The following is a 15868-nucleotide window of genomic DNA, read 5'->3' on the forward strand; positions in this document are numbered from 1 at the left end:
AATATTATTGACGGTATTGGCTCTCCGAGGCCGGAAGCGGCACCACGAAACCGATAGTGATGTTACCACTACCCGTGCCACTGCCCACAGATGTTATATTTCTTCTTTTATAATAATAGAACAACTGACCTTCTCCAAAAAACTCTTTTTGGTATTCCTTCTGCAGTTCCGTATTTATATTTACTGTTGCAGCCAGATTACCAAGGCCACGGTTTAAGCGTACGGTATTCAGATATTTAATAGCTTCAGTCGCAACGGGCTCACATTCTGCAGCTATATAATATAGCTCACTGATTTTTAACAAGGGAATGGCGTAACGGAACATCATTTTCTTTTCTACAACGTCAGCGTATTTAAAGAATGTCCTATAGCTTTTAATACCGGTTGTTGGAATCTGCCAGTTCAAGTTATAACGGTAGTCGCTTTCATTAGACTCAAATACTGCCGAAAGCCTGGTAGCAGCCGGAGCAAGAATTTTAGCATCTGCTACTGAAGGATCAAATATGAGATTGTATCTGTTATAAAGCTGTGTGTTTTGGACGCCCAAAATCATCTCTGAGGTAAACACCCTATCAGGATTAATTTTTTCACTTAACGCATTTTGCAAAGTTGTCCATGGAAATTTATCTCCATTTTGTATGACTGCTTTAGCAGCTGATAAGGCAGAAACTTTGTCGCCACGGTACATATTGGCCCTAGCTTGTAACCCTTTAACTGCATAGTAATTAAGTCTGTAATTTCGACTGTTGTTAAAGAAATTGACTTCAGCGCCGTATTCTGGAATATTAACTCCACCTGTTATGATCGGGTCGGTCTTTAGAAGTTGCTCTGCATGGGCCAGATCTGCAAGAATCTTTTGCATGACGTGATTTGCCGGTAACAAGGGATTAATCGCCGATTCCGAGCTGGTATAATAAGGAATTGATTGTTTTGTGGAATCTGCTGTATTGTATCTGGGACCAAACAGACGAAGCACGTCCAGATGCAGCATGGCTCTTAATCCAATGGCCTCACCCCTGTAAATGGAATCGGTATTGGCATCCAACACCCCCTTGTATTTTTCAAGATTCTCCAGGAAGCCATTAACGTTTAATATGTTTGTATAAGCTTTCGTCCAGATACCATCAAACCTGGTGGTTGCGGGTGCATCGGCATAAGCGTAACTGGCTATTTTATTCCAGTCGTGCGTTGAAGGTATATTGTACCGTTGTGCCAGCACATCCACGGTAGAAAGTGTTAAACTTTCCCCATAAGAATCGGTATTGGCCAGATTAATGTAAAAACCATTCAATACAGAATTAATTCCACTAACGGTAGAGAATACCTGGGTCTCTAGAACTTTGTCTTCAGGTTGTATATTCAGGTATTTTTTGCAGGATGACAAAGCCATAACTGATAGCAGCAGGGTTGTCATCAATTTGATATATTTCTTTTCCATTGTAAATGAATTAAAATGAAGCTCTCATGCTTAATGATACTGTTCGGGCAAACGGATAATCGATTCCACGCTCACTTCTGACACTAGAAATTCTGAACGTTTCGTTAGAAATTGCTGTGAAATTCAATGATCCGATTCCGATTTTTTTCATCCAGTTTCTGTTGTCAAATGTATAACCCAAACTAACTGACTCAGCGGCTATTGTATTTTCCCTTTGTACGAAACGAGACGATTGAATTGGTGTTGCGGTCGTCATATTGATTGCCTTGAAACGGGCTACATCACCAGGATTTTTCCACCTGTCATATAAAGCTCTTTTGTCCTGGTTCAGTGTAATCCCTGAAAAACTTATATTTTCAACTTTATTAAACAATGCAGTATTGTATATATCAGATCCAAATCTGTAACGCAGATTAATACCAAGATTAAAGCCTTTATAACTAAAATTACTGGTCATTACGCCTTCTATAGTTGGTACAGTATTACCTACCATCTGAATATTCCCTTCATTATAATCAAAAGAATACTGTCCACCTTTAGTCAAAAACACCTCTCTACCAGTTGTTGGGTCTATACCTAATGATTGGGCAGCCCAAATAGCTTCTGCACTGTACCCATCATTAAATCTGATCAATGATTTACTCAGCTCCTGCTTTTTGTTTAATGAGTTTAAGGTATTGCTGAAGCCTCCATATTTACTTTTGTAAGCAGCACCGGTAACACTTAACATCCATACAATTCGCTGATCAAGTTTATAGATTGGTGCATAAGACAATTTAAACTCCATCCCATTATAAGTTAAATTACCCACATTCATCGGGTAGTTAAATACGCCAGTTGAAGAAGGTAAATCTACTCCTACTACAAGAGGATTGGTCTTCTTATTATAGGCATTGATATAACCACTTAACCTGTTGTTTAAAAATATAAAATCGAGGCCTAAGCTAATCTGGGTCGTCTTTTGTGGCTGCAGGTCGGGATTGCCAAGCGTAGTTAAACTCACACCCTGGCCAAATTGATTATAGTTGACATTACTGTTATAGTCATACACTGAAATAGAAGTGACACTGCCATAGTTCTGGTTTCCAGTCACCCCAATATTTCCATAAAGTTTTAACCTGTCTATCCATTTTGTATTTATCAAAAAGTCTTCTTTATTAAGATTCCAGCCAGTTCCAACTGCATAATAAGGAGAAAATTGTTTGTTGTTACCAAAAGCCGTTGACCCGTCTAAACGATAGGAAACGTCGAATAAATAGCGATCGTCGTAAGCATAATTTCCTGAAAAAGTTCCGTTTAGAGTACGATATAACCCTGCTGCTGCTGTTGGAGCACTATTTTGAACATAGCTATAGGCAAATCTAGGATTACCATTACTCCCGGCCGGAAAACCCTCTGCACTTGAAGAAAAATTCTGAATGCTATTTTCATTAATCGTACCCCGAAGATTGGCATTGATCACATGTTTTCCAATCGATTTATAATAAGTTAATAACAGATTACTCTGATAACTAAAATTGTTGGTCTTATTATTTGTGTATTTTCCTTTCTGAAGCACACCAACATCTTCAAATGTGCTGCTTTCAGGTGCCTCAAACCTTTCTGTAGTAGTGTTTCCTTTGGTGATTTGCAACGATCCCACTATTTTTAACTCCTTGGTTAAATCATAGGCGATATTAAGGTTATTTTGTACTTCAAGGTTTTTACCGCGGTTATATTGAGGCAAAGCTGCATCAAAAAGTGGATTTCGCACTGTCACATAATTCAAAAGACTATTAGAGGGGTGTGACCGTTCAAGATATCTTTCAGTCGAGTTTTTAATGAAGTAAGGATTGGCGTTGACATATTTTGAAAAGGAACCATAAGGAGATTCTGTAGAGGAGTAGCCTCTAATGAAAGTAATATTATTGACATTCAGTCTGTTTTTTCTATAAGTCAGGTTAATACTACCGCCATAGCTATCCCGTCCCGAGCCCTTCATTGCCCCGCTTAGTGTCTTATAATTCATGCCCACCCCATAGGTGAAGTTGGCATCTCCGCCTTGTGCAAATATCGATGAGTTATTTGAAAGTCCTGTTTGCAGTGGCTCATTAAGCCAATAACTGTCTACCCCTTTCTTTACCGAAGAAAGATGATCATTATAGAGCTGGTCCAGGTAAACTTGAAGACTGGGCTCACTTGCCAAGGCCGAATAGCGCCCCGACAAAAGTTCAAATTCGAGTTTTTCGGCCGAGTTCATCATGTTATACCCTGATATATCTGGTAGCTCCATTCTAAAATCATTAGTATAAGTAAACTGAAGTTCACCGGATTTAGGACGAATGGTCTCAATAACCACGACTCCGTTAGATGCTCTGGCACCGTACAGGGCAGTTGAAGCTGCATCTTTAAGCAATGTTACCGAACCTACACGATTCATATCCAAATCAACAATAGTTTGTAAGGTAGCTTCAAATCCATCTAAAATAAATAAGGGCTGATTAGGATCTGCTCCAAACTGATCTTTTAAACTGGCAGAAGGCACACTGGATTTACCTCGGACTTCTATTTGCGGCATTACGTTCGGATTTGAACCTGCCAGGTTATTTACATTGATCACAAAAGAAGGATCCAGGGTTCTTAAACTCTGAACAATATTATTGTTACCGATGTTTTTTAGCTGATCCCCACTAAACGTTGCTGTTGCACCAGTAAAGCTGTTTTTGTTACGGGTAATACCGGTACCTGTAATTACCACATCTTTCATATCGTTCTCTTCTATCTTCAATTTAATAGTCAAGGGAGATTTAGCTCCTTTAACTTTAATTTCCTGGCTAACATAGCCGATATAGGAAATGATAAGTACATCATTTTCAGAAGCAGGCATAATTAAAAACCGCCCCTCCTTGTTACTAACGGTTCCTCTGCTTAAATTACCTTTAATTTTAATCGAGGCCCCCGAAATAGGAACATTGCTTTCGTCAAGTATAACCCCACTCACAGATAATTGCTGTACCACTACAGATTCGGGGAGATTCTTTTTGATAATGATGGATTTATCTTTTATTTCAAAGGTAAGATTCTGTCCATATAGGCAATTTATCAATGCATCCGCTAGGCGTATATTCTTCAAATCGACATCAATCGGATGCACCGATTTCATAATTTCCGCATCATACAAAAAATCATAACCAGTCTGATTTCTGATTTCCTTAAACACTTTTTTCAGTGGAATATTCTTTTCAGAGAGCGTTACGCGTTGGCCGAAAGAAGCGGCATTGACCTGCAATAAAAACATGGTCATCATAATTATGATCATTTTCATAATCAATAATAATTTGGGCGGGAGCCAAAAATTTGGCACGCCTAGGTTAAAAGCATTTGATTTCATACTTTTGAAATGGTTTGAGTTGATATTGAATGGTTGGACTAATTATTCTTCTCTCCTTTAAGGAGAGAAAGGTTACCTCAAACTTTTGCCGGATTGTGCTTCCAACACTTTCCGGTTTTTTTATTTAAAGCCACCTGATTTTCAACTCTAGCTTGGTTTGTGTAGTAGTTTCTTCATTCTTATTGGTCTTTATATTTAGGTATTTAGTTAATTACTATTTAGTTACAACAATCCTTCTTCCTTCTATGGTAAAATGAACTTTGCCTGTTGATTCGATAAGTGACAAGACCTCTGAAATGCTCTTAGCGCGGGAAACTAATCCTTCCAAGGTTACATTTTTAGGCACGTCATCGCGATAAATAACCTGTACATCGTACCAACGGGCTATTTTACGCATAATACTCTCCAACCTTTCTTCTTTAAAGACAAAGTCCCCATTTTTCCAATCTATTTCATCTTCTACCTCTACTGTAAGAACTTTCAGCCCATTGGATTTCAATTCTGCCTGCAGGCCTGGCTTCAGTATGACTCCAGAAATCCCACTTGATTTAGGGATCACTTGTACGCTACCTTCCAGTAAGGTAGTTTTCGTACTGTTGTCATCGGCATAACTTTTGACATTAAAGTGCGTGCCTAAGACTTCAACTTCCTGCTTATCTGTTGCGACAATAAATGGCTTGTGATTAGCTTTTTTTACTTCAAAATAAGCTTCGCCCTTCAGCTCAACTCTTCTTTCATTCATCGCAGTAAGATTAGCCGGATACCTTAAAGATGAGGCTGCATTTAACCAGACTTTAGATCCATCCGGTAAAAGGATTTGATAATATCCTCCACGTGGGGTTTCAATAGTATTAAATTGCATCTTCTCCTCCCCCTTACTTTCAACAACCGTATAAATCAATTGCCCATCTGCCGCTTTTGTAATTGTTATACCTGACTGATTGGCGAATGTTCCTTTAGAAACATTACTTAAATCGATCTTTGAACCATCAGCCAGGGTTAGCATCGCTTTGTTACCCCCCGGAACAATTGTCGCTAAGCCTGAAAGATCATTTACAGTCTGATCTTTAGCACTTTGGTAATAAATCAGACCTACTGCCATACAAATGGCAACCGATGCGGCTATAGCAATTCTCGGCCACAATCTGACCGCCTTGCCCATACGGGAATGAACTGGTAACTCCATCCATACTTTAGCTTTTGCTCCTATTACATCTTCTGGAATCAGATTGGTTGCTTCATCTTCAAAATTAAGATACCAGCTTTCCAGCATGGCGAGCTCCTCATCGGTGCAAATGCCAACTTTATATTTTATTAATAATTCCTTTGCTTCTTTGTTTTCCATTGATACTTGAAGAGAAGTGCCCCCTTTAAACTATAGACGGCAAGACGGGTAGGTATGGGGTAGATAGAATTAATAAAAATTTAAAATAAACTTTACATGCTCAAAAAAAGGGTCATTCCGAGCTTTGAACGCAGAATCTTCAAGGCATTATTGACTTGCTTTCTAACGGTTTGTTCAGATAAATTGAGTTGTTGAGCAATTTCTTTATGAGTCATGACATGCTTACGGCTAAGTTCAAATACCTCGCGCATTTTTGGTGGGAGCTCAGAAATACCCTTTTCTATCAAAGAGGCAAGTTGCCGTTCCCTGACCTGGTGATCTGTAATGCAATAACCGGTTTCAATAAAATGCTGTAATGAACTGACATATTTGTTTTCTACCTGCTGGTGAGCGATGACATCCATAATTCTGTTCCTCACAGAAGTATACAAGTAAGCTGCTAGACTTGTCCTAATCATTAAACCGCTTCTTTTGCTCCACAATCCTGCAAAAAGCTCGTGAATTACGTCCTGCGCTTCCTCTTTATCGCGTAAACGATTATATGCATGAATGTACAATTCGTCAAAATAGCGGTTGTAAATTACCGTATAAGCGCTGGCATCCCCCTCTTTGAGGAGATTTGTTAATTCATGATCCGAAATATTTTTTAAATCTACGTCTTGCATTTATCCCCGGGAGATCGAAATGCGCACATTCCCAGTGCAATAATAGGAATTTATATGCTTAAGCGTATAAGATTTTATAGCCCTCCAATTACTTCGTCAAGATTAGTTAAAAAAGATACTGCATTTTCGATGTTAAATACCATTGGCGGTTTAATTTTTAAAACATTATGAAATGGCCCGTCTGTACTAATCAAGAAACCGCGGTCTCTCATTCGTTCCACAATCACATCAATCTCTGGCACGGCAGGCTCCAACGTTTCCCTGTTCCGAACCAATTCGGCACCAACAAATAACCCTTTGCCCCTCACATCTCCAATGATGGTATGTTTCTCCATCAATTTTCTAAGGCCTTCGAGAAGGAAGTCACCCGTTTCGAGCGCCCGTTGCTGCAACTCCTCATCACGGATCACATTCATCACTGCGATACCGGTCTCCATTGATACTGGATTACCACCATAGGTATTAAAATACTCCAATCCATTGTTAAAAGCCGCAGCCACTTCTTCTGTCAATACGACAGCAGCAAGCGGATGGCCATTCCCAATTGGTTTTCCAAGCACCACAATATCGGGTTCTACATCTTGTAATTCAAAGCCCCAGAACTTTTCGCCTACTCTGCCAAATCCGACTTGCACCTCATCAGCAATACACAAACCTCCGGCAGCCCGTACATGACTATATACGGCCTTTAAATAACCATCGGGCAATGGTATTTGTCCACCAACACCAAGTAACGTTTCGCAGATAAATGCAGCAATACCAGTTCCCTTGTCAGCCAATTGTTTAATGATACCAGCAATATCCGCCGCATATTTTTCTCCTGCATGTTTGTCTCCATATCGATAATGTCCCCGATACAAGTCTGGGTTCATTCCTTTGTGAATGTAAGGTTGTTGACCGGATCCACCTTTACTATCAAATTTATAAGGGCTCAACTCCATTGCCACTGTGGATGTGCCATGATAGGCATGATCTAATACTATGACGTCCTTTTGTTTCGTAAAATGCCGGCTTATACGAATCGCAAGATCATTGGCCTCACTCCCAGAATTGCAGAAATAACAAACGTTTAGCTTAGCTGGTAAAGTAGAGGTCAGCAATTTAGCATAATCAACCAGACCATCGTGCAAATACCGGGTATTGGTATTCAATTTGGCTAGTTGTTTTTGCATCGCTTTAACCACCACAGGATGGCAATGACCTACATGGCTCACATTGTTTACACAATCGATATAAGTATCTCCTTTATCATCGTAAAGATACTGTAGTGCCCCTCTGGTAATTTTTAAATTCTTTTGATAACTGATGCTCAGATTCGCGCCGACTACCTGCTTCCGCTCCGTTTTTAAAGCCAAATCCAGGTCCTCATGCCCCAATACAGTTGCATAACCACAGCATAGGTTAAACTGATTTTGCGCATATAATGGGTTGATTTTTATCCATTGATACATAAGTGTCCACGCATCCTTTTCTGATATAAAATGGTGCGCATTTTCGCTCTGACTTCTTTGCAAAGCAGAGGTAGTAACACTTTTACAAAGACGTGCAGCGATCAGGTAATACAATACCGATAGTTCTTTTTCCAAAAGCGGATAAATTCGGTGATAACTTTGTATTAAGGTTAAGGCAGCACTTAGGGGATCTTGTTTTTTAAACATCACATAGGTGCAGGCAATTGCGACATTATTAATCAAGTGGCTCTCTACCATATCACCAAAGTCGATTATTCCACTTACCTGCCCATCTTTAACTAGCACATTATAATCATTCGCATCGTTGTGGATCACTGCTTTTCTAAGCTTATGTAGTAAAGGTGTAACCTCCATTTCATACTGCAATAGAAAGTAATCCACCATTGTCCTTTTCTCGTGATCTTTAATCTCCTGTAAATAATCACGACAGTTCAGCACTTGAGAAAGGTCCCATTCCGTAAAACGGTAGGCGGCGGGATGGCTAAAATCTTTAAGGTTAAGATCCATATTAGCCAGGGTGGCACCAAGACTTTGAATCGCCTCGGGCGGACAATCCTTTAAATCGCCCATAAAAGTCCCGTCGAGATAGGACAATACCCTTAGATACAAAAAACTGCTATCAACTTCTAAAACGGTATAAGCTCCGCCATCTAAATTGGCCAACACATTTTGTATCCTTATATTTTGATCCTTCTTTCTTAAATGAGCCATAGCTTTAAGCTGCGCTTCTAAAAAGTAAGGATCAAGAAGATCTGTGGTTGCCTTAGCAATAAGCTTAGTTCCTTCGGCATCCTGGATCAGGAAATTCTGATCTTCATAACCAAGTATTTTCTCTATGGAAGAAACTTCCATGTTATAGTGTTTCTGGAGTAATTCTTTTAAGTATTGTTCGGAAATTATCATATCCTATTTTCTTTTAACATCATTAATAAGTGAGCGGCCGACCAGCTAAAACTTTTTGCATTTAAACCCTTTCCGCTAAGCGGATGATAATTTTCCCGAATTGGCCCCTGTCCGGATAAACCTTCTGCGTTTTCGAGTAGCTTACCTAAGAAATAACGCGCCTCTTTATGGTATCCGTACCGCTGCAGGCCACTTAATCCAAAATACACTTGATCCAGCCAAACCGGCCCTCTCCAGTAACCTTTGGTTGGATCAAATTTTGGATGATCTGCCGCCAGTGTAGGTAAGGGAACCAGGGTGTTAAACTTACTTTTCTTTTGCATCATTTGCAATACCAATTCAGCCTGTTTGGGGCTGGATAATCCGGCCCACAATGGTATCCAACCTTCTGGCCCCTCTGCTGTTATCCACTGCCCATCCATTAACCTATCATAATAATATGATTTTGTCTCGTCATAAAAAGTGGCATCAATTTGTTTCTTCAATGGGGCGAGTTGCTTCCGCCATTCTATAGCTTGATCTTTTAAGCCCAAAATAGCTGCAATTTTAGCCAGGTACTCCTTTTCAGTATACAGATAGGCGTTTAAATCTACAGACTCTTGGTTTAGTGACCATGCCCTGTCATTATTTTTAAACAGTACAGCCTGATCAAAACGAACGGCATTATCCATTCCACTTTCCCAGGCCGCAGCAATCCGGGTTCCATCAGTAGAGCCATATTCACATAGCCCGTTTTTATTATGGTCTCGGTTTTTATACCACCAATTGTGGTATTTGACTAGCTTAGGATAAATACTTTTCAGAAAGTTTTTATCTGGTGATTGCTCATAAACTTTCCAAACACCCCAGGCTGCAAGCGGAGGTTTGGTATCACGCCAATTGTTTTCTTGCTTATCGGCGTAAACACAATCTGCAACCATTCCATATTCATCCTGATAATCGAACATGGAAAGAATATTATTCTTTGCCAGCTGAGGATTAAAATAGCTTAAACCTACAGCTTGTTTCCAGCTATCCCAACTCCAAAAACCATAAAAGCCCTGGTAATTCAAGGATGGAAATACACCATCATGTAGCAAATCTTTTGCTTTGCTTCTCCAATTGGTCATTAGGGTTACAATAGATTTTACCGCGATCCTTTTTTGTATGGAATCCTTTACTATAGCCCCAGGGGCATTAAAATAACTATTCAGGTAATTATTCCAACGTAACCTGTTCGCCTTTAGTAAGCTATTGAAATCGCCAGCAGCTTGGACCATTTTAGGGGATTCCAGATCATACCGTTCCGTATGGGCTATACTATAAATTTTCCCTGGCAGCAATGCAAATCCAGCTTGCGTCGCCTTATACCCCTTATTGTACAATTCAAAAGTAAGTTTATTCTTTTCTGGAAAAACGACCTGAAAGCGATGGTTACCATTAAAATCTACAGCAATACCATTTCCCTGCTGTTTCAATCTGGTTTCTGTTAGCAACACCTGCCCTGACCAATCCAATTGCAGATTTTTTTTTACTGAAGAAAGGTTGCTGATATGTGTATTAATCATGGCTTCGCGGCTAGACACAAAGATCAGTTGCAGCTGGATCTTTAATCCATCAATCCTCAGCTCCTGTGATAACAGACCTGGATAGTAATGAATTTCGACCCTGGCTTTACTTAAATTAATCAACTTTCCAGATTCCTTTACAGATAACTTAGCCATTGCATTAGCCAACCAAATCCCATTTATATCCATCACCATGGGACCGATAAAAGTGCCGTAATCTGCAGCATCAACTGGTAGCGTGTAGGCATGCCATGCCCCCATATCCGAAAACACATTAGCTTCTATTTCAGTGGGATTGTTTACATGGTAACCTAATTTTAAAACATCTGCGAATTGCTTTGCTGAACCTTGTCCAAAAGTTGTACTCAGTAGCAAACTGAGTATCCCTACTAAATAATACTTCATCTTAATCCTTTGCTCTTTCTGTTAGAATTTCTTTACTAAATACTGGTCGTAGTGTAAACGAGTAGCGATAATCTTTGTATGGGAGACGGTATTGCGGGTGAGTTTGTGCTCCCCAACTATTGTCTCCACCTATGCCCATCTGTTGAAAATCTATATTCCACCAAATCAGATTTTCATCAACCATTGAACCACCGTGGATATTCTCTTTGGCATCCCTATCATAGTCGAGGTTTTTCATATCAAAATGTAGTACCCCTATACTTAAGGCCGTTTTACCAATAGCCATTAATCCTGTTCCGGCGGGATTCTGCAATGCCGCCCAACTTACATCTGTGCGGTAACCGCTTTCTTGAGCCCTCGGATAAGGGTAAAAAAGCGCATTTGCTTTCACTTTATATAAGTCAACAGCAGACGCATAGTTTCTATCTATATAGTTATCATATGGTCCCCGTCCCAACCAACTTACCTGATCATAACTTGGATTTAAGATCACACGCATCCCAATTCTTTGTGGTTCCGGGTATTTCCCCTTCCCTGTTTTCAACTGATAATCCACTACCACATCTCCATCGCCCTTCACCTCGTAATTAATATTGACATTTGCATCTACTGAGGGCAGAGAATAAACTGTTTCCACTTTGTAAGCCGAAGCGGAAATCTTAGTATACTCCAGACCTTTCAATTGCGCTGTTTTGAACGCGTTTTGCCAGGCCTGACTCCTGATCTGCAAGCTATTGCCAATATCGTTATCTGTTGCTGCCCGCCAGAAGTGAGGTTCCAGGGCTTGTTGTATCAATTCCTTATCAGCCACCCGATAGCTTTCCAAAAGCCCGGTTTTTTGGTTAAAGCCTACAGCAAAACCTTTTCCTGAAAAGAGCAACTTACCATTATCATTTTTCAATGCTAATAGCGCTATTTCCTTCTCCATAGCCATTTCTACATCCGCTTGTATAGGCAACATAAACTGTTCCTTTGCAATTACAAAACCCGCGGGTAATAATGCTGTCGCTTTCCGATTCTGGAACTCAAGACTGATGTAATACACGACGCCTCGCTTTGGCATAAAAGAAGGTACATTTAATCCAACATCCTTAGCTTCTCCTGGCAAAAGCGATAACTCCTCAACATTGCCTTGAGCGACAATTCTTCCATCTCCTTTAATGAGCCAATTGAGCTTATAATTGGCCAGATTGGTAAAATCAAACCTGTTTGTAATCCTAAAAATATATTTACCCAGATCTTTAGCTTCAAAACCAACATTCTGATAAACCTTTTGCAGCTCGTAAGCCTGGGGATGAAAACTGCGGTCCGCTGCTAACAAACCATCGGCGCAAAAGCTAGTATCGCTGGTTAGTCCTACCGTTCCCATATCGCGACCAAATCCCCATATTTTATTTCCTTTTTTATCTTTTATCGCAAAAGTCTGATCACAAAAATCCCAGACAAAGCCCCCCTGCAACTGCGGATACTTATAAATCAAATCCCAATCATCTTTCAGGTTACCCCCACTGTTACCCATCATATGTGCATATTCGCACTGAATCAAAGGACGGTTACGCCAGGTTTTTACATAGTTTTCCATCACTGTGATCGATTTATACATAGGACAAAAGATATCAGAATAGCGTTCGTCTTTAGCCGCTTCGTATTGTACAGGTCGACTATCATCATTTGCTTTTAGCCAGGTATAGCAGGCCATGAGATTTTCACCAAAACCACTTTCATTTCCAAGCGACCAGGTGACAATGCAGGTAAAGTTCTTATCCCTCTCCCACATGCGCTGCACCCTATCCAGATAAGCTTTTTTCCATATCGGCTTGTCGGACAAAGTTTCCAAGGGAGTAAGACTCATCCCATCACATTCTATATTCGCCTCATCCACAACATACAATCCGTATTTATCGCAGAGCGCATACCAGCGCTCCGCATTGGGATAATGACTGGTGCGTACTGCATTTATGTTCATTTCTTTCATCCGGCGGATATCGAGCAGCATATCTGCCTCAGTAATCACTTTGGCCGTATTCATATTGAACTCATGCCGATTTACCCCTTTGATTTTAATTGGCACTCCGTTGACAAGGAACAAACCTTTTTTTACCTCCACTGTTCTGAAGCCAAGGGAATGAACTATACTCTCCACCTTTAATCCCTTCTGATTGAGGTGTGTAATTTTTAGCTGATAAAGATTGGGGTGCTCTGCATTCCAGGATTTTACGTTGGATATTTTTGTCTGAAAACTCAACCTCTTATCTGTCTTAATTGGCTGTTGCGACTGGTAGATAACTTTACCTGAAGCATCCAAAAGTTCCGCCTTTAGACTCCCTTGTTCTTTTTGACCCGGAGTTTTATTAAAGTCCACGGTCAGTGACAATAATCCATCTTTATATCCCGCATCAAGCGTGCTGGTGACTCTAAAATCAAACAAATGAAAAACTGGCCTAGCGATAAGGTAGACACTTCTCTCAATTCCACTTAATTTCCACATGTCCTGCCCTTCCAGGTAAGTCGCATCACTAAAACGGAATACCTGTAATGAAACCGTATTTCTACCTGTTTTAAGGGCCTTAGTAATGTCAAATTCTGTAGGAGTTTTGCTATCCTTGCTAAAACCAATATACTGGCCATTGATCCATAGATAGTAGAATGAGTTTACTGCACCCAAATGGATAAATATCTGTTTCTCTATCCAGGATGGATCGATGGTAAATTCTCTTTGATAGGACCCTACGGGATTATAATCTTTGGGAACAAAAGGTGGGTTTGGAGGAATTGGGTACTCTACATCAGTAAAGATATACTTATCAAAGCCTTCTGTTTGCCAGTTTGCAGGTACTTTTATCTGCGACCAATTTTTAGTTTGTTCGGGACGCTTAAAAAAATCGAGCGACCTCAATGAGGGGTTCTGTACCAATTTAAATCTCCACATTCCATCTAATGAAAGCTTTGCCGCTTCGCCCGGAATAAAATGAGCATGCGCGGGAGAATTATTAAAAGAAGGTTGTTGTGGATTTTCCCAGTCATTTTGCTGCGCAAGCAACATTTGGGGGATCACAAGCAAACAATATAGCAGGAATTGGAAAGTTTTATAGGGATTCATCGGCAGATTGTAAAAAGCAGGGGGTGGCCCGAAAGGCTGTTAATCCTTCCAAAATACCCCCTACAGGTAAAAGTTCAATTAATAAGCGCTGAGATTAATGCGCTTGGGGATTGTTGTTTGTTTCTTTCAGTGGAGTAGGATAGAAAGCTTTGTCAGCCGTGAATTTTCTTCCTGCTGCCTGCATATTCTGATCCAATAAGCCCCAACGTCTGAGATCATAGAAACGACTACCTTCAAGTGTAAACTCCATCACCCGCTCATGCATAATGATATTGAACACAGCCTGCTTGTTTCCTGTTGGTGCATCTGGAAGGTTGGCTCTTTTCCTTACCTCGTTAACAGACTTTATCGCATCAGGGTTATTTTGCTCATTCAATACCTCAGCATACATTAATAGCACATCCGCGTATCGCATAAGTGGGAAGTTAATGGCGTTGGATCTGCCTAAGCGATCTTGATTTGCAGGAGTCCATTTTCTAAACGCAATGGTTTGTTTACCTACACCAAAAGCGGCATTATAAGTGCTTCCATATACTTGGGGACTAGCTGGATTGTTAAAATAAGGGTCATTGAAGAAAATACTTGGGTATACCCTTCCATCATAGCTGCCACCGGTGGCAATCTTCCCTTCTTTTAGCATTTCGGTCAGGAGTCGCGGTGTTCCATAAATCTCCCCGTATCCACCAAGTTCTGCTGCGGCTACCCAATCACTCAGGTAAGAACGGTAAACAGCACCGCCAGTTGCATCGGCCGATTGCTGAAGTTCAAATACTGATTCTACGCTGTTTTTTGTAACGCCATTAAACATATCGCCAAAGTTCGGATCAAGGCTATACTTTTTGGAAGTAATCACAAGCTCCAACCACTTTTTTGCCTCTACATAATAAGCAGTCGAATTGGCTTTGTCATCGCCGGCACGATAAAGGTATACTTTACCTAAATAAGCATCTGCAGCCCCTTTTGTCACCCTACCCAACTCCGTTGCTGGCCTATCCGAACGTAGCGGTAGATCAGGCTCTGCCTCTTTCAGGTCTTTCAGAATAAACTCATATACCTCTGCACGAGAAGAGAAGGCCTTTGCCAAATCGCCTTCAGAAGTAGGCACTTTGTCTCTAATAATGACCCGACTAAAATTATTCAATAGCTTAAAGTGATAGTAGGCTCTCAAAAATTTAGCTTCTGCAAGAATTTGCTTTTTACTAGCGTCATCAATAGCTGCACTAGTCATTTTGCCTACATTTTCGATCACCTGATTGGAGAAGTTGATTCCCTTGTAATTCTCTCGCCAAAGCAGATCGATGGCATAATTCCCTGAGGTGAAATTAAAATTATAATGCTCTACCCACCATGGATAATTAAAGGCATCGGATCCCGGCAAGACATAATCTTCGCGATAAAACTCGCGTACAGAACGAGCTTCAACATAATTGTCCCAGCCTACAAAGCCTTCCAGTTGAGAATATGCAGCCGCCAGACCAGACAAAGCCCTGTCTTTATTGGTCCAGAAATTATCTACGGTTAGCTGATCCGGAATTTGTTGGTCCAGCTCACTCTTTTTGCATCCAGATGCTGTCAGCAATGCGATGCACAATCCTATATATAGTTTATTTGCTTTCATTTTTA

8 protein-coding genes are annotated in these 15868 nt (G+C 40.4%); all 8 read right to left on the reverse strand.

The genetic code is table 11. From position 1 onward, the window contains the following. Positions 1-4: 4 nt before the first annotated feature. The 8 genes from BLS35_RS11555 to BLS35_RS11590 all read right to left on the reverse strand — a co-directional run bounded on the left by BLS35_RS11555 (position 5) and on the right by BLS35_RS11590 (position 15863). Entirely contained in the window at positions 5-1438 is a 1434-nt protein-coding gene (locus BLS35_RS11555; RefSeq protein ID WP_090781061.1) for a RagB/SusD family nutrient uptake outer membrane protein, read from the reverse strand. A gap of 10 nt (positions 1439-1448) precedes the next feature. Then, positions 1449-4742 (reverse strand): SusC/RagA family TonB-linked outer membrane protein, encoded by a 3294-nt coding sequence (locus tag BLS35_RS11560; protein ID WP_165973294.1) that lies wholly within the window; start codon positions 4740-4742, stop codon positions 1449-1451. Between the two features lie 280 nt (positions 4743-5022). Further along, on the reverse strand, positions 5023-6153 hold the full coding sequence (locus tag BLS35_RS11565; protein ID WP_090781065.1) for a FecR family protein: 1131 nt from the start codon (positions 6151-6153) through the stop codon (positions 5023-5025). Positions 6154-6245: 92 nt separating this feature from the next. Next, complete coding sequence (locus BLS35_RS11570; RefSeq protein ID WP_090781067.1) at positions 6246-6818, reverse strand: RNA polymerase sigma factor; 573 nt, start codon at positions 6816-6818, stop codon at positions 6246-6248. Positions 6819-6892: 74 nt separating this feature from the next. Then, positions 6893-9193, reverse strand: coding sequence for an aminotransferase class III-fold pyridoxal phosphate-dependent enzyme (locus BLS35_RS11575; protein WP_090781069.1), 2301 nt, complete (start codon positions 9191-9193; stop codon positions 6893-6895). Continuing rightward, positions 9190-11145: an MGH1-like glycoside hydrolase domain-containing protein gene (locus BLS35_RS11580; protein ID WP_090781071.1), complete on the reverse strand. Its 1956-nt coding sequence runs from the start codon at positions 11143-11145 to the stop codon at positions 9190-9192. The genes BLS35_RS11575 and BLS35_RS11580 overlap by 4 nt, the downstream gene beginning before the upstream one ends. 1 nt (position 11146) lies before the next feature. Next, the gene (locus BLS35_RS11585; protein WP_090781073.1) at positions 11147-14245 is read right to left on the reverse strand and encodes a glycoside hydrolase family 2 TIM barrel-domain containing protein; all 3099 of its coding nucleotides are present in this window, start codon (positions 14243-14245) and stop codon (positions 11147-11149) included. Positions 14246-14339: 94 nt separating this feature from the next. Further along, a complete protein-coding gene (locus BLS35_RS11590; RefSeq protein ID WP_090781075.1) occupies positions 14340-15863 on the reverse strand; it encodes a RagB/SusD family nutrient uptake outer membrane protein in 1524 nt (507 codons plus the stop codon). Positions 15864-15868: the final 5 nt, after the last annotated feature.

Origin of the sequence: Pedobacter sp. ok626, assembly GCF_900100435.1 — a bacterium.
Taxonomy (GTDB): Bacteria; Bacteroidota; Bacteroidia; order Sphingobacteriales; family Sphingobacteriaceae; genus Pedobacter.

What these genes read in the sequence shown, in the direction of transcription:
- BLS35_RS11585 (WP_090781073.1), bottom strand. Translation starts at nt 14,245, where the DNA reads ATGAATCCCTATAAAACTTTCCAATTCCTGCTATATTGTTTGCTTGTG.
- BLS35_RS11560 (WP_165973294.1), bottom strand. Translation starts at nt 4,742, where the DNA reads ATGAAAATGATCATAATTATGATGACCATGTTTTTATTGCAGGTCAAT.
- BLS35_RS11555 (WP_090781061.1), bottom strand. Translation starts at nt 1,438, where the DNA reads ATGGAAAAGAAATATATCAAATTGATGACAACCCTGCTGCTATCAGTT.
- BLS35_RS11565 (WP_090781065.1), bottom strand. Translation starts at nt 6,153, where the DNA reads ATGGAAAACAAAGAAGCAAAGGAATTATTAATAAAATATAAAGTTGGC.
- BLS35_RS11570 (WP_090781067.1), bottom strand. Translation starts at nt 6,818, where the DNA reads ATGCAAGACGTAGATTTAAAAAATATTTCGGATCATGAATTAACAAAT.
- BLS35_RS11590 (WP_090781075.1), bottom strand. Translation starts at nt 15,863, where the DNA reads ATGAAAGCAAATAAACTATATATAGGATTGTGCATCGCATTGCTGACA.
- BLS35_RS11580 (WP_090781071.1), bottom strand. Translation starts at nt 11,145, where the DNA reads ATGAAGTATTATTTAGTAGGGATACTCAGTTTGCTACTGAGTACAACT.
- BLS35_RS11575 (WP_090781069.1), bottom strand. Translation starts at nt 9,193, where the DNA reads ATGATAATTTCCGAACAATACTTAAAAGAATTACTCCAGAAACACTAT.